The organism is Flavobacterium sp., assembly GCF_039595935.1.
GTDB lineage: Bacteria > Bacteroidota > Bacteroidia > Flavobacteriales > Flavobacteriaceae > Flavobacterium.
On sequence record NZ_JBCNKR010000006.1, the window covers coordinates 580,566 to 601,917 of the forward strand.

Annotated in this window: 19 protein-coding genes and 1 pseudogene; 13 read left to right on the plus strand and 7 right to left on the minus strand. The window is 31.8% G+C overall.

Translation table 11 applies throughout. From position 1 onward, the window contains the following. Positions 1-8: 8 nt before the first annotated feature. Positions 9-2,189 carry a ribonuclease R gene (gene rnr / locus ABDW27_RS12170; RefSeq protein ID WP_343696158.1) on the minus strand — a complete coding sequence of 727 codons (2,181 nt, stop codon included), beginning with the start codon at positions 2,187-2,189 and terminating at the stop codon, positions 9-11. A 110-nt stretch (positions 2,190-2,299) separates the two neighbouring features. Here rnr and ABDW27_RS12175 point away from each other — a divergent pair, with 110 nt between their 5' ends. Together ABDW27_RS12175 and rpiB are read left to right on the plus strand one after the other, a co-directional pair. Then, positions 2,300-2,533, plus strand: a complete 234-nt coding sequence (locus ABDW27_RS12175; protein ID WP_073415146.1) for a DUF2007 domain-containing protein — start codon at positions 2,300-2,302, stop codon at positions 2,531-2,533. Between the two features lie 802 nt (positions 2,534-3,335). Beyond that, a complete protein-coding gene (gene rpiB / locus ABDW27_RS12180; protein WP_343696159.1) occupies positions 3,336-3,767 on the plus strand; it encodes a ribose 5-phosphate isomerase B in 432 nt (143 codons plus the stop codon). 154 nt (positions 3,768-3,921) lie between these two features. Here rpiB and ABDW27_RS12185 read toward each other — a convergent pair whose 3' ends face one another. Beyond that, on the minus strand, positions 3,922-4,191 hold the full coding sequence (locus tag ABDW27_RS12185; protein ID WP_343696160.1) for a DUF1294 domain-containing protein: 270 nt from the start codon (positions 4,189-4,191) through the stop codon (positions 3,922-3,924). Between the two features lie 116 nt (positions 4,192-4,307). On the opposite strand from ABDW27_RS12185, the gene ABDW27_RS12190 reads away from it, so the two are divergent. After that, positions 4,308-6,431, plus strand: coding sequence for a Tex family protein (locus tag ABDW27_RS12190; RefSeq protein ID WP_343696161.1), 2,124 nt, complete (start codon positions 4,308-4,310; stop codon positions 6,429-6,431). A gap of 115 nt (positions 6,432-6,546) precedes the next feature. On the opposite strand, the gene ABDW27_RS12195 is transcribed toward ABDW27_RS12190, so the two are convergent. Next, on the minus strand, positions 6,547-6,726 hold the full coding sequence (locus ABDW27_RS12195) for a twin-arginine translocase TatA/TatE family subunit (protein ID WP_012023109.1): 180 nt from the start codon (positions 6,724-6,726) through the stop codon (positions 6,547-6,549). A gap of 209 nt (positions 6,727-6,935) precedes the next feature. Here ABDW27_RS12195 and ABDW27_RS12200 point away from each other — a divergent pair. The 8 genes and pseudogenes from ABDW27_RS12200 to ABDW27_RS12235 all read left to right on the plus strand — a co-directional run bounded on the left by ABDW27_RS12200 (position 6,936) and on the right by ABDW27_RS12235 (position 15,970). Next, positions 6,936-7,437 (plus strand): annotated as a pseudogene (locus tag ABDW27_RS12200) (peptidase). 11 nt (positions 7,438-7,448) lie between these two features. After that, positions 7,449-8,933 (plus strand): GH3 auxin-responsive promoter family protein, encoded by a 1,485-nt coding sequence (locus ABDW27_RS12205; RefSeq protein ID WP_343696162.1) that lies wholly within the window; start codon positions 7,449-7,451, stop codon positions 8,931-8,933. Positions 8,934-9,003: 70 nt separating this feature from the next. Continuing rightward, complete coding sequence (locus tag ABDW27_RS12210) at positions 9,004-9,558, plus strand: transposase (RefSeq protein ID WP_343696163.1); 555 nt, start codon at positions 9,004-9,006, stop codon at positions 9,556-9,558. An 83-nt stretch (positions 9,559-9,641) separates the two neighbouring features. After that, complete coding sequence (locus ABDW27_RS12215) at positions 9,642-11,321, plus strand: hypothetical protein (RefSeq protein ID WP_343696164.1); 1,680 nt, start codon at positions 9,642-9,644, stop codon at positions 11,319-11,321. 8 nt (positions 11,322-11,329) lie between these two features. Then, entirely contained in the window at positions 11,330-12,316 is a 987-nt protein-coding gene (locus tag ABDW27_RS12220; RefSeq protein ID WP_343696165.1) for a hypothetical protein, read from the plus strand. Between the two features lie 7 nt (positions 12,317-12,323). Next, a complete protein-coding gene (locus ABDW27_RS12225; protein ID WP_343696166.1) occupies positions 12,324-13,628 on the plus strand; it encodes an MATE family efflux transporter in 1,305 nt (434 codons plus the stop codon). 10 nt (positions 13,629-13,638) lie between these two features. Then, the gene (locus ABDW27_RS12230; protein ID WP_343696167.1) at positions 13,639-14,703 is read left to right on the plus strand and encodes a hypothetical protein; all 1,065 of its coding nucleotides are present in this window, start codon (positions 13,639-13,641) and stop codon (positions 14,701-14,703) included. A gap of 139 nt (positions 14,704-14,842) precedes the next feature. Further along, positions 14,843-15,970, plus strand: a complete 1,128-nt coding sequence (locus ABDW27_RS12235) for an O-antigen ligase family protein (protein ID WP_343696168.1) — start codon at positions 14,843-14,845, stop codon at positions 15,968-15,970. On the opposite strand, the gene ABDW27_RS12240 is transcribed toward ABDW27_RS12235, so the two are convergent. Then, complete coding sequence (locus ABDW27_RS12240; RefSeq protein ID WP_343696169.1) at positions 15,947-17,023, minus strand: glycosyltransferase; 1,077 nt, start codon at positions 17,021-17,023, stop codon at positions 15,947-15,949. The genes ABDW27_RS12235 and ABDW27_RS12240 overlap by 24 nt on opposite strands. Positions 17,024-17,203: 180 nt before the next feature. On the opposite strand from ABDW27_RS12240, the gene ABDW27_RS12245 reads away from it, so the two are divergent. Then, positions 17,204-18,187, plus strand: a complete 984-nt coding sequence (locus tag ABDW27_RS12245; RefSeq protein ID WP_343696170.1) for a UDP-glucuronic acid decarboxylase family protein — start codon at positions 17,204-17,206, stop codon at positions 18,185-18,187. A gap of 27 nt (positions 18,188-18,214) precedes the next feature. After that, on the plus strand, positions 18,215-18,982 hold the full coding sequence (locus tag ABDW27_RS12250; RefSeq protein ID WP_343696171.1) for a glycosyltransferase family 2 protein: 768 nt from the start codon (positions 18,215-18,217) through the stop codon (positions 18,980-18,982). 177 nt (positions 18,983-19,159) lie between these two features. Here ABDW27_RS12250 and ABDW27_RS12255 read toward each other — a convergent pair whose 3' ends face one another. The 3 genes from ABDW27_RS12255 to ABDW27_RS12265 are packed head-to-tail and all read right to left on the minus strand — an operon-like array spanning position 19,160 to position 21,343. Continuing rightward, a complete protein-coding gene (locus tag ABDW27_RS12255; RefSeq protein WP_343696172.1) occupies positions 19,160-19,687 on the minus strand; it encodes an ORF6N domain-containing protein in 528 nt (175 codons plus the stop codon). Positions 19,688-19,724: 37 nt separating this feature from the next. Further along, positions 19,725-21,041, minus strand: coding sequence for a phenylacetate--CoA ligase family protein (locus ABDW27_RS12260; RefSeq protein WP_343696173.1), 1,317 nt, complete (start codon positions 21,039-21,041; stop codon positions 19,725-19,727). Further along, entirely contained in the window at positions 21,041-21,343 is a 303-nt protein-coding gene (locus ABDW27_RS12265) for a HigA family addiction module antitoxin (RefSeq protein ID WP_343696174.1), read from the minus strand. Before ABDW27_RS12265 ends, ABDW27_RS12260 begins: the two co-directional genes overlap by 1 nt. Positions 21,344-21,352: the final 9 nt, after the last annotated feature.

Here is a 21,352-nt window from a genome sequence, read left to right on the forward strand (position 1 = left end):
ATTAATACTTATTCTGCTCTTCTTAAAAAATGAAAATCCAGTTGTTTTTTAACTAAATCGGCATTTTTAACTTTCACATAAATTTCGTCTCCCAATTGCAATAGTCTGTTTGAAGTTGCTCCAACCAAAGCATATTGTCTTTCGTCGAAAGTATAATAATCATCTTTTATTTCTCTGATTCTTACCATTCCTTCGCATTTATTAGAAACGATTTCAACATAAATTCCCCATTCGGTAACACCAGAAATAACTCCCAAAAATTCTTCGTCTTGGTGATCCTGCATGTATTTAACCTGCATGTATTTGATACTGTCACGCTCTGCATTTGTTGCTAAGTTTTCCATATTTGAACAATGCAGAGATTTAGTTTCGTACTCTTCTTCATCTACAGAAGCTCCTCCATCCAGATAATATTGTAACAACCTGTGAACCATAACGTCTGGATAACGACGAATTGGCGATGTAAAATGGCTGTAATAATCAAAAGCTAAACCATAATGTCCAATATTATCTGTCGAATATTTGGCTTTACTCATACTTCTAATGGCAAGAGTATCAATTAGGTTTTGCTCTTTTTTACCACTTACTTCTTCCATCAAAGTGTTAATTGATTTGGCTATATCGCCTTTTGTTCTAAAATCAATCTTATAACCAAATTTAGCAATTACGGTTTGCATTGCAATAAGTTTATCTTCATTTGGTTCGTCGTGAATACGGTAAACGAAGGTTTTCTTTTGTTTACCAATATATTCTGCTACTTTTCTATTAGCTAGAAGCATAAATTCTTCAATCAAATGATTGGCATCTTTTGATATTTTGAAGTAAACACCTTCTGGTTCTCCCGCTTCATCAAGATTGAATTTTACTTCGACTTTATCAAAAGAAATAGCACCTTGTTGCATTCTTTTCTTTCTTAAAATCTTAGCTAATTCGTCTAGTTTTAAAGTAGCTTCTCTAATTTCATCAGAAACAATATAGGATTCTCCGGTAATAGAAATATCAACCGGAATTGTATTGTCTTTTGTTTCAATGATATATTGTGCTTCTTCATAAGCAAAACGCTGATCTGAATAAATCACCGTTCTTCCAAACCATTGATTAATAACCTGAGCTGTTGGCGAAACTTCAAATATCGCAGAGAAAGTATATTTCTCTTCATTCGGACGAAGTGAACACGCAAAATTTGATAAAACTTCAGGAAGCATTGGCACTACTCTATCGACCAAATAAACCGAAGTTGCTCTTTGATATGCTTCGTCATCCAGAATTGTTCCTTCTTCCAAATAATACGAAACATCGGCAATATGAACTCCAATTTCAAAGTTTCCGTTTTCTAACTTTTTGAAAGACAAGGCATCATCAAAATCTTTTGCATCTTTTGGATCAATCGTAAACGTAAGTGTATCACGCATATCACGACGTTTTGCAATTTCAGATTCCTGAATCGAAGTATCCAGTTTTTGTGCAAAAACCTCTACTTCTACCGGAAAATCTGAAGGTAAACCATATTCCGCTAAAATGGCATGAATCTCTGTATTATGTTCTCCGGGTTTTCCAAGAACACGAATCACAGATCCAAACGGACTATCGGCTCTTTTTGGCCAGTCTTCAATCTTAACTAAAACAACATCACCATTTTCTGCTTCACCAATTTTATCTTTTGGAATAAAAATATCAGTGTACATTTTAGGATTTGCTGTAGAAACAAAAGCAAAATTTGGCTGCATATCAATTACACCTACAAACTCTGTTTTATCTCTTTCAAGAACTTCAATTACTTCACCTTCAGGTCTTTTTCCTTTTCTTCTGTTATAGACATAAACTTTTACTTTGTCTTTATCTAATGCACGATTCAAATTATTAGTCGGAATAAAAACATCTTCTTCAAATTCATCACAAATAAAATATGCCGTTTTTCTGCTCGTCATATCTATTGTGCCTTCGTAGTAATCCTGGCTTATTGCTTTTACCAAATATTTACCAGGTTCTGTTTCTATAATCTTCTTTTGAGCAGCCAGAAGTTTCAGATCTTTTATAATCTGATTTCTGCTTTTTGTATCATCAAGTTCAAGCTTAGCTGCTATCTGTTTATAATTGAATGGTTTATTAGCATTTTGCGATAAAATTTTTAGTATTTTTCCAGAGAAATCTTTGTCTTTTTTTATCGGCTTTCTAATTTTCTTACTCATAAATCTTTTCTTATAAGGTTTAAAATTACAAATAAGAAATCAGATAATACTTTTTAACAAATAGAATTATTAAAAATATAACTTTTCGTACATTTACAAAAACACCTTTTATGGATAGCTTTCAAACCATTGCAGTCTTCAATTATCTGCACGAAACAGTGGTTCTCAAACACTTACTAGAACAGGAAGAAATTCCATATTTTTTTGAAAACGAAATAACGCTTTCGGTAATGCCGCTTTACTCAAATGCGCTGGGCGGAATCAAACTCAAAGTTCATCCGGACGATTTCGAACAAGTTCAGGAAATTCTCGATAATCTCAACAATCCTCTCAAAATCGTCTGAAACAAAACTTCAAAAACAAAAACAAACAAGGTAAAATTCAAACTCAAAAAAATTTTTTTCATTTTCAACTTTTTTAGTTTTCAACATATATTAAATACAACAAAAAAGAATTTTTAAAAATTTAAAAAATTTGATGGTTATTATAGTGTGTTAATATGTCGAATAATTTTTTTTCTGAAGCCATTGAAATCTCGTTTTACTTATTTATTCTGAGTTATCAACATAGTTATTTTTAGTTAAATGATTAATTTATAAGACTTTTTGTATTTTAATTAACAACGGTTGACAACTAAAAATGGATTCATTTTGTAGATAAGTTGATATGTTAATAGTTGTTGAAAATGGTATTTTTGATATTGATAACTTTTCTAAAAATTCACGAAACTTTTCTTGCATATTTCATTCCGGTTTTGGATTAAGTATTTTTTTTAAACAACCAAAAAAAACTTCTAATTTTCTTTTCATACTTATTAACATTTCCTGTTAATTTAAAGTTAACTGAATATCAACGAATTACAAACTCATATCAACACCTCAAAATTTTAACAAATATTATGTTTATTCTTTATTGATTATGAGATACTTATAGAGTTATCAAAATTGTTAATAACTGATAAGGTTTTGATAGTAAGATAGTTGTGATTTGTATTTTTATGCCAAGAATTTCTCGAATGTCTACTAAATATAATTGCTTTGTTGATATAGTTCCTAAAAAGAAAAAAATTTGTGAAAATTACCGTAATTCGTGGCAAACATCTATTTATTAAGTAAATTTGCATAACACAACTAAATAGTATAGAAAATGAAAATTTCGATAGGAAACGACCACGCAGGACCAGAATATAAAAAAGCAATTGTTGCTATGCTTGAAGCAAAAGGCTATGAAGTAACGAATTACGGAACTGATACAGATGCTTCTGTTGATTATCCTGATTTTGGACACCCAGTTGCGAATGACGTATCTGAAGGAAAAGCCGATTTTGGAATCGTAATCTGCGGAAGCGGAAACGGGATTGCAATGACTGTTAATAAACACCCGAAAGTAAGAGCTGGTTTATGCTGGACTAAAGAAATTGCGTATTTAACACGTTTACACAACGATGCTAATATTGTGAGTATTCCGGCACGCTTTACTTCTATTCATCAGGCGGTTGAGATTGTTGAAACTTTTTTAAGTACAGAATTTGAAGGCGGAAGACACCAAAATAGAGTTAATAAGATTGCTTGTTCGTAAATCGTCAAAAAAATCGGGTGCTTCGCACCAATATAGATAAAACACACCGGGCGGATTTTTAAAATTCATCCGGTTTTTTATTTAATATGTTTAAAATCAAATAATTAAGTTATTTTTAAAACTGCTTTTTTGAGGTTATCAACAATGTTAATATCTATATTTTGCCAGATAATTTGAGATAGATTAAAACAACCTGAATTAAAAAAATCAGTATAAATTTGACAATAAATGAAGTTTTACTCGTTTTATGTCTGAATAAAAACATAGCTGTTAATAAGCCAATTGTACCGCCTATTAATTCTAAAAAGAAAAGAGTATTTTCGGGAACTCTTCGTTTGTTTTTTCGGGCTTGATATTTATCATACCCAGCAAGAACAAAAACAAAAATGTTAAGAACTAAAAAATACAGTAAAAAAATTTCCATTGGCTTAAAATTAAAAACAAAGATATTATTTTAGCCAAATGTTTGATCAATTTACAAAACAATTTTAACAAGTAAATTATATCAACTTATAATTAAGAATTTATTTCATTAAAAGTATGACTAATATTCAATTCATTGCCAAGTCTGTTCAGGCGCCAGCTGTCAGTATTCAAAACACAGTAAAACTACTAGAGGAAGACTGTACAATTCCGTTTATTTCGAGATACCGAAAAGATGCAACCGGAAATCTTGATGAAACTGTAATTGAGCAGATTGCAAAACTTCAAAAAGATTATGATACACTTATAAAGCGTAAAGAAGCCGTTCTAAAATCTATCGAAGAACAAAAGGCTTTAACGCCAGAATTGAAGAAAAAAATTGAAGAAAGTTTTGATTTACAGGAAATAGAAGATTTCTACCTTCCTTATAAAAAGAAGAAAAAAACAAAAGCCGATGTTGCCCGCGAATTTGGTTTAGAGCCTTTAGCAAAATTAATGATGTCTGAAAGCGATGTTGATTTCGATTTTATTTCGACGCAATATCTAAATGAAAACGTGATTAACGAAGAAGCGGCAATTCAGGGAGCAAGAGATATTGTTGCAGAATGGATTAACGAAAATATCTATGTTCGTAAGCAATTAAGAAGATTGTTTCAACGTAAAGCTACTATTGCCACAAAAGTGGTAAAAAAGAAAGCCGAAGAAGAAGGCGCACAAAAATTCAATCAGTATTTTGATTGGGAAGAACCTTTGACTAAAGCACCGGCGCACCGTTTATTAGCAATGCTTCGTGCTGAAAATGAAGGCTATATTAAAATGAAAATAGATGTTGATATAGACGATGCTTACGATGTTATTGACGAAATCATCATTAAAAAACAAAATAATTCGACATCGCATTTGCAACTAGCGATTGAAGATAGTTATAAACGTTTATTAAATCCGGCGATTGGAAACGAAACTCTGCAGGAAGCCAAAGCTAAGGCAGATGCTAACTCAATTCAGGTTTTTGCTAACAATTTAAGTCAGTTACTTTTGGCTCCGCCATTGGGAGAGAAACGTATTTTAGCAATCGACCCGGGATTCAGAAGCGGTTGTAAAGTAGTTTGTCTGGACGAAAAAGGCGATTTATTATACAATGAAACAATTTATCCGCACGCACCTCAAAATGAGGAATCAATGGCGATTAAAAAAGTGCGTTCGATGGTAAATGCATATCATATTGATGCGATCTCTATTGGTAACGGAACAGCTTCAAGAGAAACCGAATTTTTCATTAAAAAAATTGCGTTTGACAAACCAGTTCAGGTTTTCGTAGTTTCTGAGGCTGGGGCATCAGTTTATTCAGCATCAAAAACGGCGAGAGAAGAATTTCCAGATTATGATGTAACGGTTCGTGGTTCTGTTTCTATCGGAAGAAGACTATCAGATCCGTTGGCCGAATTGGTAAAAATTGACCCAAAAGCGATTGGAGTAGGACAGTATCAGCACGATGTTGATCAGACGAAATTAAAAGAAGAATTAGACAGTACCGTAATTCGCTGCGTAAACTCTGTTGGTATTAACATTAACACCGCAAGTAAACACTTATTAAGTTATGTGAGTGGAATCGGAGAGAAGCTGGCCGAAAACATTGTACAATACCGTTCTGAAAACGGGCCTTTTGAAGACCGAAAAGAGCTGAAAAAAGTACCGCGTTTAGGAGACAAAGCATATCAGCAAGGAGCGGCTTTTATTAGAATTACTAATGCTAAAAATCCGTTAGATAATTCGGCGGTGCATCCGGAGGCGTATCCGGTTGTAGAAAAGATGGCAAAAGACTTGAATATTTCTTTAAATGACTTAATTGCTAACAAAGAAAAAACATCTCTTATTAAAGCTGAAAAGTATGTTACACCAGAAATTGGTTTGCTTACGCTGAAAGACATCATAAAAGAGCTTGAAAAGCCTGGATTAGACCCAAGAAAATCGGCTAAGGTTTTTGAATTTGATGCAAATGTAAAATCGATTAAAGATTTAAAAACAGGAATGATTCTTCCGGGTATTGTTAATAACATTACCAACTTTGGTTGTTTTGTTGACATCGGAATCAAAGAAAGTGGATTGGTTCACATTTCGCAGTTAAAAGCCGGTTTTGTAAGCGATGTAAATGAAGTGGTAAAATTACATCAGCATGTTGATGTGAAAGTAACTGAGGTTGATGAAGATAGAAAGAGAATTCAGTTGACGATGGTATTATAAAAATTTCAATTTTTCGAAATACCAAATTCCAAACGTCCGGAATGACAAAAAATAGAAAACAAAAAAATCCCAGACTACAATTTGTAATCTGGGATTTTTAATAAGTTGAAGGTTACTATTTTTGTTCTTCTTCTTGTTTTTTAGCAGGCGCAGGTTGATCGTCTTTAGCAGCGTTTTTAAATTCTTTAATACCGCTTCCTAAACCTTTCATTAATTCTGGAATTTTTTTACCTCCAAAAAGTAATATCACAATACCTACTATAACAAGGATTTCTGTAAGACCTAATCTTCCCATGATTGTATATTTAATGCCGAAGCAAATTGATTTTAATTTTCACCGCAAAGGTATATAGAATATACGAACAACAAGAGTTTTTAGATTAAAATATTTGTTTATTACTGCGTTAAATATTTTATAAAATGAATGAAATAATAATTTTCGCAGTTTTTATCAGTTATTAACAAGACGATTAATTACTATATTTGCTTGTATAAACTACCCGAATGACTAAGAAAAAAAGGAATTTCAGAAAAAAATTATTTATCAAAAACCGACTGGTAATTTTGAATGAAGAAACTTTTGAAGAAACTTTTTCATTTAGGCTTACTTTAATGAATGTCTTCGTTACGTTTACTTTAGGCGGAATATTTTTAATTTTAGTTACTACTTTTATCATTGCTTTTACTCCTTTAAGAGAATTTATTCCGGGATATTCGTCATCACAGCTGAAAAAAAAACGCTACTAAACTGGCCATAAAATCAGATTCACTGGAAACAGCGCTTAAAAAAAATGAAGCCTATATAAAAGGAATTCAAAAAGTTTTAAACGGTCAGTTAGAGTATGCAAAATTCAGTAAAGATTCTATAATTGCTGATGCTGATGAACCCGTAAATACAGACATGAATACCTCTGAAGCAGAAATTAAACTTAGAGAAGAAGTGGCTAAAATTGAAAAAGACTTAGGAGAAAGTAATGCGAAGAAAAAGAAAAGTGACAAAAAATAATACCACAAAAAATGTCAATTAAATCGATAGCAGCAAAAATATTTGCCCGCAAAATATACAATCAAACACAGGCTTGGTCAAAAAAACCGGTTGAAACACAATTAGAAGTTTTTAAAAATCTGATTCAAAGTGCCAAAGAAACTGAGTTTGGAAAAGACCATAATTTTGCTTCAATAAAAACATTTGAAGATTTTCAGAAAAACGTTCCTGTTCGCGATTACGAAGATTTAAAAGCGTATATCGAAAAGGTTAAAATTGGCGAAGAAAACATTTTGTGGAAAGGTAAACCACTATACTTTGCCAAAACTTCGGGAACAACATCCGGTGCAAAATATATTCCGCTTACAAAAGAATCAATGCCAACGCATGTAAATGCCGCTCGCAATGCAATTCTGCATTATATAAACGAAACGGGAAATGCTGATTTTGTAGATGGAAAAATGATATTCCTGCAGGGAAGTCCAATTTTAACTGAAAAACACGGAATTAAATTTGGAAGACTTTCTGGAATTGTAGCGCATTTTGTTCCGAAATATTTACAAAGAAACAGAATGCCATCCTGGGAAACCAACTGTATCGATGATTGGGAAATGAAAGTAAATACAATTGTTAATGAAACAATAAAAGAAGATATGTCGGTTATCTCAGGAATTCCGTCCTGGGTTCAAATGTATTTTGAGCGTTTACAGGAAAAAAGCGGAGGGAAAAAGATAAGCGAGATCTTTAAAAACTTTAATTTGTTTATTTACGGAGGTGTAAATTATGAACCTTATCGTGCCAAGTTTGAACAAATGATTGGTAAAAAAGTCGACAGTATTGAGTTGTTTCCAGCTTCTGAAGGATTTTTTGCTTATCAGGATTCTCAAAAAGAAAAAGGAATGCTTTTGTTGTTGAATTCCGGAATTTTCTACGAATTCATTAAAGCAGATGAATTTTTTACAGAAAACCCAAAACGTTATACAATTGGTGAAGTAGAATTGGGCGTAAATTATGCTTTAATAGTTTCTACAAATGCAGGACTTTGGGGTTATAATATTGGCGATACTATTCAATTTACATCTTTGGCTCCGTATCGCGTTATAGTTTCAGGACGTATCAAACATTATATTTCTGCTTTTGGAGAACACGTAATTGCGAATGAAGTCGAAAACGCCATGAAAGAAGCAACTGCCGGAACCGATATTGTGATAAACGAATTTACGGTTGCGCCGCAGATAACGCCATCAAATGGTTTGCCATATCACGAATGGTTAATAGAATTTGAAAAAGAACCGGAAAACATCGAAATTTTTGCGGAAGCGATAGACAATTCGATGCGAAAACAAAATATTTATTACGACGATTTGATCATCGGAAATGTTTTGCGAAAGGTTGTCATTAGCAAAGTTTCAAAAAATGGATTTCAGGAATATATGAAATCACAAGGAAAATTGGGCGGACAGAATAAAATTCCGAGATTGTCGAATGACAGAAAGATTGCGGATAATTTAAAGTAGGAAAATATTTATATTTGTAAGTTAATGCCTCTTTTTAAGTGAATAAAAAAGATAGCAGCATTAAGTTATTATGAATAAAGAAAAATTTCAAAATAAATATCGCATTTCTTCAATAAGAGCGCAATGGTGGGATTATGGTTGGAACGGAGCCTATTTTATAACAATTTGTACACAAGACAGAAAACATTATTTTGGAGAAATTCAAAATAATAAAATGGTTTTGTCAGAGGTCGGCATTATTGCGGATCTATTGTGGTATCAAATTCCCATCCATCATAAAAACGTTGAATTGGGTGATTTTGTGGTCATGCCAAATCATATTCACGGGATTTTGATTATTGATAACGTACAGACAGGGCATGCCCTGTCTCAACTGTCTCAACACGTCCTGTCTCCACGGTTCCAAAATATTGGAAAAAACACCATTTCGTCAATTGTTGGATCCTATAAATCTGCCGTAACCAAACATGCCAACAGATTAGGATATCAACATCAATGGCAAAAATTATTTTACGACAATATCATTAGAAGCAATAATGACTATCAAAGAATTTCTGATTATATTGTTTCAAATCCGGAAAATTGGGCAAAGGATAAATTTAAAAAAGAAGATAAATCAAAATAAAAATGATTTTTTAAAAAATAATGTTGTAGATACACGGCATGCCGTGTATTTGCTTACATTTGAGTTTATAAATATAGAATAGAATGAAAGAAACCAAACATATATCAAGATCAAGAGCGCAGGAATCATCTGCAGCTATAGAAAAAATGTACATTACAATGCGCCATTTATTCAACCGTGGTTTTTACAAACCAATGGGAGTTTCTGGCGATAGTTTACGTGAATCATTATTAGCATTACGTCCGGAAATCTACGGAAATATTGCTGAGGAAAAAGTAGAACTAAACGGACTTTTATACGTTATAGAACGTCTTCCGATAGGAATTGAACAATGCCGATTCATCAATTTAACTTCAGATGAAGGCTATTCTAAATCGCATTTCCAGCCAATTGTTCCTCCAAAAAGAAGAAGAAACTGCTATCGAATTGACGAAGAACAAATGAATGTCGAAATCACGCGCGGGCGTTCAGACATTTATGATATCCTGACGCATTTGACTTTTATTTTCATCGAATCGCACAAAATCAAAAACCGTGTTTTAATAGATGACGGAGGAGAAGTTTCTCGCGATTGGTTAAAACTGGAACAAGCTATTACACAGACCAAAAAGCTTTCGCAGATAGAAAAAGAAAAAGCGATTTCGCATGTTGCCAATATATTAGCCAGAACTTTCGAAGAAGTTTTAGATATCTACGACGCATTTGGTTCTGAAAATGCGCCGGATCGTTTTCTGCACGTAATTTATTGGTTAGGAAAATTAGCAATCGAAGAAATTGTCGAAAACAACAAACGTACTATCACTTTTAGTCCGGTTTTACGTGAACGTTTAGGACATCACATTCATGGAGAAATCTGGGCGACAAACATCAAAGAAGTTTTAAAAGCAAACGATCTTTTAAAAAGGCCAATTCATGTAATAAGTGCCAATATGCACAGTGTGATGAATTCTATTTTTGCAACGCCTTTGTTAACATCTAAATACAAAGGCAAAAATGATTTCTTTATTTATGAAGAATTAAGCGGCTCAGGGTCAAAAGAAATCAGAGGTCAGGTTGAAGAATTAGCTTTAAAAAACGGAATGATTTCATTGCCTGACACTTCGGGAACGAATATTGACGTTCAGATTTTTGATACAGCCAAAATCGACTGGGCAAAAACAGCATTTTCACACGCTAATGTAGGCGAAGAAAAACCAGTAATTATCGTAATGGATTACGCCTTTGGAGAGCAGGCTTATGAAACAATCGATGAACTTTTAAAACCATTTAAAAAAGAAACTTTACTAAATGTAAAATCGGTTTCGATTATGGGTAAAGCCGGAATTTTGGAAGGTGGAAAAGGCGATATCATGATTCCGACTGCGCATATTAACGAAGGAACAGCAGATAATTATTTCTTCGAAAATGAATTAACAGGCGCCATGTTTGAAGGAAATGATATCGATATTTATGAAGGTGCGATGGTTACCGTTTTAGGAACTTCACTTCAAAACAGAGATTTACTGAAATTTTTCCATGAATCGACCTGGGGTGTAATTGGTCTTGAAATGGAAGGGTCTTATTATCAAAAAGCTATTCAGTCGGCATCAAAAATTAGAAAAAGTGTGCCACAGGATATTAAAGTTCGTTATGCGTATTATGCTTCGGATAATCCGCTTGAAACCGGAAGTACACTGGCTTCGGGAGGATTAGGAACAACGGGTGTAAAACCAACTTATTTGATTACAATTAAGATTTTAGAACAGATTTTCAACATCAAATAAAACAAAAAATGAGTACAAATGTACCCCAAAATAATACAGATCAGGAAATTGATATTTTTCAGCTTTCGAAAAGTGTTGGCAGTTTTTTCGATAGAATAAACGCTATGATTTTTCGATCAATCCAGTTTTTTATCAGAAACTGGATTATCGTTTTAATTCTGTTAATTCTCGGATTTGGATTAGGCTGGTATTTGGATTCAAGTAAAAAATCATTTCAAAACAAGGTTATTGTAACACCAAATTTTGGAAGCGTAGATTATCTGTACACAAAAATTGATTTAATCGAGGCCAAGATTGCTTCCGGAGATACTGTTTTCCTGAAAAATGTTGTAGGCATTCAGCATCCAAAATCAATCAAAAAAATTGAGATAAAACCAATCGCCGATGTCTATAAATTTATTGAAGACAAAGAGCAGAATTTTGAGCTTATAAAATTAATGGCTGAGGTTGGCGAAGTCAACAAAGTTTTAGAAGATAATGTTACGAGTAAGAACTATACTTTTCACACTATTTCATTTGTTTCAAATACCAATACAAGTGAAAAAGATATTGTTGAGCCATTATTAAAATATCTAAACAGTTCAGAATATTTTAATGCGCTTCAAAAAATAGGATATAAAAACTTAGAACAGCAAATTGTTCAAAATGATACAATTATATCGCAAATAGATCAGGTTTTAAATGGTTTTTCGAGCACTGTAAAAAACGGGGCAAAAAATGATAAGCTGGTTTATTATAATGAAAACACGCAGCTTAACGATATTATTAAAACAAAGCAATATTTGATTTTTGAACAAGGTAAGAACAGATTAAAACTGATGAATTATAACAAGGCGATTAAGGAAATTAATTCGACTTTGAACATCAACAATACTAAAATTACAAACGGGAATTTTAAAATTTTATTTCCGCTTTTTTTCATCTTCATTTTTGTTCTAATTCATTTATTTAAAAAGTTTTATAGCAAACAGCTTTTGAAATCACAAGCTAAATAATATTCATTTGAAACCGAATAAAATAGTTGAAAGAATATCTAAAAATTCATTCCTGAAACAAAGTTTAAGTACTTTGTTTTTGAGGATATTTGGAGTTCTTTTATTGTTTGGTTTCACCGTTTTTTTAACAAAAAACTACAGTCCGAAATTAGTAGGACAATACGATTTTGTACGTTCCTTTTTACTGGCCGCCGGAAGTATCTGCATGCTGGGTTTTGATCAGTCTATTTTATATTTCAAAGGTTTTTTGGTAAGTAAAAATGCAGTCGAGCAGCTTAAAAAAGTATATGCAAAAATGGTATTTATGCTTTTTACAGCTTCAATATCATCCTTAATAATCATTTTATGTATTGATGAAAAAGGAATAAACCATTATTTTTTAGATGATGAGGTTTATTACATACTTTTAAAAGGAACGGCAACATTATTTTTTTATGGATTATCGCTTTTTAACACCGAGGTTTTCAGAGCATTAGATAAATTATATATTGCCGAATTATTTCGAAATATCTTAAAATATATTCCGCTCATAATAGGTTCAATCCTTTTATTTTATTGGCATAAAGAAACCTATTTAGTCGATGTGTTTTTAGTTGGCTTTGTGATTTTGGCACTATTAAGCACCATTTTTGTTTTAATATATTTTAAAAAAACAGAAGAAATTAAAACGGCTGAAATTTTCACTAAAAAAGAAATTTTCACAAAATCCTATCCAATTGCGATTAGCGGAATGGCCTTGTTTTTATTAATGTGTTTTGATATCATGTTTTTAAAAAAATACCGAAATGACGAAACGGTTGCTTTTTATTCTGTTGGTGTAAAAATTATGACCATAGTTTCTGTTATTATTTTAACAGTAAACATTACCGTTTCGGCAAAAATAGCCGAGTTATTTTCAAGTCATAATATTGCGGAATTAAGGAAAGTAGTAAGAAACAGCGCCCGATTAATATTCTGTATTACAGCTCCGGTAATTGCGTTGATCAGTATTTTTTCTGAATATGTTTTGTCATTTTTCGGACATCAGTATATTGCTGCTCAGCAGGCTTTTTTAATTTTAATAATTGGTCAGGGAATTTGTTCCATATTTGGTTCGGCTCCGGTTTATTTGAATATGACCGGAAGGCAGCATATTTTCCAGATTATTTTAATTGCCGCTGTTATAATTAATTTTCTTTTAAACCGATTTTTGATTCCAATTTACGGAATGAACGGAGCAGCAATTGCTTATTTTTCAAGCTCTTTCTTCTGGAATTTTGTTTCGGCAGTTGTTATTTATAGAAAAGATAAAATCAGGATTTTTTTAAATTAAAGCACCATAAATGAAAACCGTAATCAAAAAAAGCGAAGCTGCTTTTCTGCTTATTGCATTGGCAAACCTTGTTGTTGCTTTTGCTGCTTTTTTTGTTTTACCGCCAAGATTCTTTTATGATGCGGCTATTATTGCTTTTGATAAAGGAAACGAAATAGGATATTTTGGCAGTTATCCGCTTACCATTTTGTTTTATAAAATTACAGGACTTCGGTATTTGCCATTTCCGGTTATAGCATTACTGCAATTTCCGATATTAATGTTCATCCTTTATAAAATTGGAATTCCGGATAATTTCGAAAAAATAAATGTAAAAAATATTTTGGTGTATTTAGGAATCTTTATGATGGCAGTTTATATATCAATGCCATCAAAAGAGTTTATTACTTTTCTGTTTATTACACCAATTGTTTTTATGTGCGTAAATAAGCAGTATTCGTTTAAAAAAACGCTCCTTGTTTCATTTCTATTGTTAGTGATTTTTGGAGCCTTATACAGACCTTATTTCGCTCTGATTCCTATAATTGCTTACGGAATGTATTTAATAAGCTTTATTAACTTTAAAAATAAAGTTCTAACTACCATTTTTTATGGATTAATAATTGCCTTTTTTCTATCCTTAAGTTACGGAATCATAAAAGGGCAGTATTTTTCTGAAATAAGCCGGGAGGTTGTAAATAATACCAGAATTGGTGCTGCAGATGCAAATTCTATGATTGTTCCGCCTGTAAAACCTGATACCTGGTACGGAGAAGCTATTGCTGTTGTCTATGGATTTTTTACTGTAAATCTTCCTGTAAACGGATTAAAACATTTGTTTTCACCGCAAATTCTTGTTTTTGTTATCTGGCAGCTTTTTCTGTCTTATATTTTGCTGGTTCGTTTTGCAAAATGTTTAAAGCAGAGAGAAACGTATAAGTACGAACTTTTTGCACTTTTTATCCTGCTTTCTTTTTTTATAATTCAGGGTATTTTTGAGCCCGATTTGGGTTCGGCAGTTAAACACAAAACAGGTATTTTTCCATTAATTTATTTTGCATTGTATTATGAACATTTCCGAAAAAAACTTCAATAAAATCTTTCATGTTTTTTTGTGTCTGATTGCCGCTGCAATGATTTTCAGAAAGCCATGTTCTTTACTTATAATACTATTTGCGGCATTTAATTTAGTTTTTTATAAAAAGCTGAAATATTCAAAAAAAGCATTGATTTTAATGACATGTGCTGCTTCTCCGGTTTTATTAGAGCTGCTTATGTTCTGGAATAATGATTCCCTTTCAAAAGGATTAAAAGCCATTGAAAAAAGTACTTCGTTAATTGTATTTCCACTTTTTATTATTGGCAATTTTGAACGTGTAAGCTTTTTAAAATTACTCAAAACGTATGTTATTGCTACAACTTCAATATTGCTTTTTTTCTTCATCAGATTTAATTTGTTTTTTCCGGAATTAATGCAGAAATACCTAAACGGAATTCATTTATGGGAAATGGGATATCAATTTGCGGATAGTATAGGAATTCATGCGCCGGCACTAAACATGCATTTGGCTTTTGTATGCGTTTGTGCTTTTTATTTTGTGTTTAATACATTTCGTCAGCACGAGAATTTGAAAACTAAAATATTTTGGATTGTCGTATTTCTGCTTTCCTTTTTCTTTGTTCTTTTCGTGAATACCAGAATGGCGTTAGGAAATATTTTTGCCGGTTTTTTAATTGTTTTGTTTTTAGAAATCAGAGCAAAATTCAATCTAAAAAAACTCTTTGTAATTTCCACAGCGCTTTTAGTTTTACTTTTTGGAATTCTTTATTTATTTATTCAGAAAGATCCTTATATGAAAGAGAAATATTCAACAGTTACTTTTGCATATATGGATAAAGTAGGGAAGCTGGACGAAATTGACCATCCTGAAATTAAAGTTTTTAATTCATTGGTTACCAGAGTTTCAATTTGGAAATCAGCTTGGGAATTATCACTTAAAAACCTTCCTTTTGGAGTTGGAGCATCTGATGGAAAACCGGAATTAAATAAATATTACAAAGAAACAAATCAGAAGTTTTTAGCCAAATATGAATTCCCAACACACAATCAGTTTCTGGACTTTTTATTAAAATTTGGAGTTCTCGGTCCTCTCGTAGTTGCGTTTTATATTTTTACAATTGGCTGTCTGGGATATGATTTAAAAAATGCGATCATCATTTCATTTTTCCTGATCTTTTTTACCTCAAATTTAATTGATGATTTTTTACTTCGATTTGATGGAATTGCCTTTAGCGGATTTTGGTTTTCTGTTTTTGGAAGTTATTGGCTACAGCAAAAATTACTCTCGGTAAATAGCAATTAGATCCTTAAAATTTTTGTTTTTATTAAATAAATCAAGGCATCTTTCAAGGGCATTTTCTCCAAACTGTTTTCTCGTTTCAGGATCTTTCAGAATATCAAAATAATGGTCAAGTTCCGTAATTTCGTTAAATAAAAAACCGGTTTTATTATGAAAAACGGCATCTTTATTTCCAATAATATTGGTAGCAATTACAGGTTTTTGCATTGCCATTGCCTCCAAAACTGCAATAGGCAATCCTTCCCAAACAGAAGTCTGCAGATAAATGTCGATGTTATTAAGCTCTCTTAAAGCCATTTTTCGATCAAAAAGCCAGCCTGTAATTTTTATGTTTGGAGCTGTAATTGAAGATATTAATTCACCATTTCCAATCCATACAAAATTAAAATCCGGAAATCTTAAAGCAATTTGATTAAATAAATCAGGGTTTCTGGCGGCCGTAATTCTGGCCATAATACCAATAGTTAATTTTTCATTTTTGGGTTCAATAAAAAATTCCCGAACATTTTCGCTGTCAATTCCGTTTCGAACCAATTTTGATTGACCAATTTCTTTAGCAATTTCAAATTCAGTATCTCCACAAGCAACAGTTGTTCCTCCAAATAATCTTTGAAAATTCTTTTCAATTAACCAATAAATTTTACGAACGGGATTTGAGATATCTTTTCTTAAAAACGAATATCCGTGCGGCGTATAAAAAAGTTTCTTTTTTTTGAATAAGAAAAAATAAGCAATCCTGCCTAAAACGCCAGCTTTTGAAGAATGAAGATGAATAACATCTGGATTTATCCTTTTAAGCTCTTTAATAAGTTTGTAAACTGATTTTAAATCTTTTAAAGGGGATAATTCCCGAACCATGTTAACCTGAATTAGATTTACTCCATTAGAGAACTCAGATTTTATTTTATGTGGGTCAATTTCTTTTCGGTTTCCGCTGTAAATAATTGTGGTGTCAATATTTTTAGCTATTTCATCATTTCCAAAGAAAGTTGATAAATCTCTAAAATAAGTATAAACGCCTCCGCCAAGAGCTTCAATAACATGTACAACTTTCAAAACAGTGGATTTAAGTGGCCGTAAAAATAGATAAATTATGATTAATTGTGAGCCGAAAATTAAAAACTTCTTTATTAATAAGATCTTCAATTATAATTTGAGGATATATTATTTATTACATTTGCGCATTGTTTTTTGATTCTGCAAATAGATCAGAAAATCGTAATTTATAAACTTATCATGAAAAGAATACTTATAACCGGAGCGGCAGGATTTTTAGGATCACATTTGTGTGACAGATTTATAAAAGAAGGATATTTTGTTATCGGGATGGATAATTTGATTACCGGAGATCTTAAAAATATTGAACATTTATTCAAACTAGAAAACTTCGAATTCTATCATCATGATATTACCAAGTTTGTTCATATTCCGGGCGAGTTAGATTATATTTTACATTTTGCATCGCCGGCAAGTCCTATAGATTATTTAAAAATCCCAATTCAGACTTTAAAAGTTGGTTCGTTAGGAACACACAATTTATTAGGATTAGCGAGAGTTAAAAAAGCCAGAATTTTGATCGCATCAACTTCAGAAGTGTATGGTGATCCGCTGGTTCATCCGCAGACAGAAGAATATTACGGAAACGTAAATACAATTGGGCCTCGCGGTGTTTATGATGAAGCAAAACGTTTTCAGGAATCGATAACAATGGCATATCATACTTTTCACGGCGTAGAAACGAGAATTGTTCGTATTTTCAACACGTATGGACCAAGAATGCGATTAAACGACGGACGTGTAATTCCTGCTTTTATTGGGCAGGCACTTCGTGGAGAGGATTTAACCATTTTTGGAGATGGAATGCAAACTCGTTCTTTCTGTTATGTTGATGATCAAGTAGAAGGAATTTTTAGATTATTGCATTCAGATTATGTATATCCTGTAAACATTGGAAATCCTGATGAAATCACAATTAAAGATTTCGCAGAAGAAATTATAAAACTGACAGGAACAAACCAAAAAGTTGTTTATCATCCGCTGCCAATAAACGATCCGTTGCAGCGTCAGCCAGATACCACAAAAGCGAAAGAATTATTAGGCTGGGAAGCAAAAGTAAGCCGCGCCGAAGGAATGAAAATTACATACGAATATTTCAAATCATTATCTCCTGAAGAACTGGCAAAAGAAGAGCATAAAGATTTTTCAAGCTACATAAAATAATATTCAGTTTCTGAAAGTATAAATCTAATGAACGATTTAGTATCTATTTTAACACCCACATACAATACTGAAAAGTTCATTAGAGCGACTATCGAATCGGTTCAAAATCAGACTTATGAAAACTGGGAAATGATTTTGGTTGATGATGCCTCGACTGATAAAACGGTTTCTGTTATAGAAGAGTTTACTGAAAAAGATTCCAGAATAAAACTATTCAAACTAGAAAAAAATTCAGGAAATGGTTTTGCCAGAAATGCAGCTTTAGATAAAGCTTCCGGAAAATACATTGCTTATCTGGATGCCGATGACGTATGGTTTTCAGACAAATTAGAAAAGCAGATTCACTTTTTAAAAACAAATAATCAGCCTTTTACTTTTAGTTATTACGATTCTATTGATGAAGAAGGAAATAATTTAAACAGAAGAGTAGAAGCACCACAGCCATTGATTTATAAACAGTTGTTCTTTTGCAATTATGTAGGTAATCTAACAGCTATTTACGATGCTGAATATTTTGGAAAAATTAAATTAGAATCTTCCGAAAAAAGACAAGATTGGCGAATATGGCTTACGATTTTAAAACAAATAAAAAGTGCAGAAGCTGTTCCGGAGTCTTTAGCTTTTTATAGAATTAGACAAAATTCTATTTCATCTTCAAAATTCAAATTGATAAAACACAATTTTGGTGTTTACAGAAATTTTCACAGATATAATTTTGTGTTTTCTATTTTATTGATGATGAGATTTTTGTTTACTCAGTTGGTAATCAAACCAAAATATATTAAGAAAGTTTAGTACTTTTTAAGGTCGCAATTTGCGACCTTGAAGAAATAAAAAAAATTGGAGATCACAATTTGTGACCGCCAATTTTTTTATGTCGTGTAGTAAAATTTAAATTTAAACTTGATGTCACAATTTGTGACATCAAGTTTGGAATATTCTTCAAGGTCACAATTTGTGACCTTAAAGAAATTATTTTTTGTAACCAATTTTCACTCTTTCAGGTTCATTTTCTTTTTTCTCGGTTAACTCATCTAAATAAGAGAAAACCAGTTCTATATTTTTATCATGATTCTCTAACTTCTTTTGAATCTGCAAAATATCAACTTTAATTTCAGTTGTATCTAAAAGCATTTGCCTCACTTTCGTGAAAATTCGCATAATTTGAATGTTGGTTTGAATGGCTTTGTCACTTTTTAGAATGCTTGACAACATTAAAACACCATGTTCTGTGAATGCCATTGGAGTATGTCTCAAACCCATCTTTTCAGAATTGGAGGTCGCAAATTGCGACCTCCAATTTTCAAATTCTATTTTGGTAAGTTGAAACATAAAGTCTATTGGAAAGCGATTTAAATTTCTTTTTACTTGTTCTTTTAATCGTTTTGTTTCTATTCCATAAAGTAAAGCCAGGTCACGATCAAGCATCACTTTTTGACCCCGGATAAAATATATTTTATTAGAAATTGTTTCTTCTGAAAGCAGAGAATGATCGCTCATAAGTTTTTAGTTAAAAAAAACAAATGTAAGATTTTATTTATATTATTAAATAAGATTTAAACTGTTTGAGTTTTCCACGATTGGTTCTTTCTAAAACAGATTTTCTAGTAAAAGTAAAGTTTAAATTAGGTTCTAAATATAAATCGATAGCTTCTTTTATTTTTTGAATTTGTTTTGAAACTAACTCTTTTTCAGCAACATATTCAATTTCAAAAGTATCTATTTTAGTTTGTTTGATGATGAATTCTTTTACGTTTCCATCGTCTTCAATTATGCTTTTGGTTACGTAATAGAAAGTCAAACCCGGCGATTTTTTTCCGCTAGGTAAAATGGCAACGTCATTGGTTCTTCCAATGAGTTTTTTTAGAATTGGTTTTTGCGGAGTACTTTTTTCGTCCAAAATTCCAATGTCGCCAATTTCATATCTTATAAAAGGATTCGCTTTATTGAATAAAGAAGTAATCACAATTTTTCCTTCTGTTCCATGTGGAACAGGATTATTATTTTCATCTAAAATTTCTACAAAAAGTGTTTCGGCATTTACCTGCCATTCGCCCTGAGGATTTTCAAAAGCAATTAAATCCAATTCAGAAGCGCCGTATTCGCTGATAATTGGAATTCCAAATTGTTTTTCCAATAGTATTTTATCCATTTCAAAAAGCATTTCCGAAGTAACAAAACAAGCTTTTAAAGTTGGACAGATTTCTTTTAAAAAGATATTTTTTTGTTCTAAAAATTTAGCAAACAAAACAATCGAACTTGTATAACCGTTGATGTAATCGAATTTTTTAGTTTTGAATTTCTGTAGAAATTTTTCCAGAATTTCATCGGATAAATCAAAAACAGGAAAACGAAAACGATGCGTAAGGAAATCTTTCAAACGTTCTTTCTGATAGCCGATAAAATCCATCGGAATTCCGTAAAAACGAGCTTGATACGAATGATTAAAATCAATACCAAACCAGCCAAAACGCATAATATTAGATGCCCAGGTTAAAGCATGCGAATATTTATCTTTTGCAAAAACAAAAGGAGTTCCGCTCGATCCGGAAGTTTTGTTGAGGTAAATCGTCTTTTTAGAATATCCTTTTGAAAGCCTTTCTTCAAGAGGTTTTTGGAGATTTTGTTTGTTGAGAATAGGGAGATCATTCCAGTTTTCAATCTTTTTATTTCCAACTAAATCACTGTAAAAAGAATTATTATTTAAATGAAAATCAACTATTTCTTTCTTTTTGTTTTCAAGAAATAAAACATATTCTTCTTCAGAAAAATGAACAATTTTATCCAATTCAGTTTTTGCTTCCTTTATCGGAAAGCCATTAAATTGGAGAGAAAGATCAAAAAGGCGAATCATTAAACCGCTTCTTTTAAATCGTAACGCTTAATTGATTTTAATTCCTGACCTTTATTTGATTCTTCTTCTTCAATATCAAAGTCGTCTTGTAATCCCATCCAAAATTTAGCAGAATTTCCAAAATAATGACTTAATCGCAAAGCGGTATCAGCAGTAATTCTTCGATTTCCTTTAATGATTTCAGAAATTCTTGTCTGTGGAATTTTCAAATCCTTAGATAAACGATAAGGTGTAATATTTAGAGGAATTAAAAATTCTTCTGCTAAAATTTCTCCTGGATGTATATTTTTTAATTTTTCCATTTTAATTCA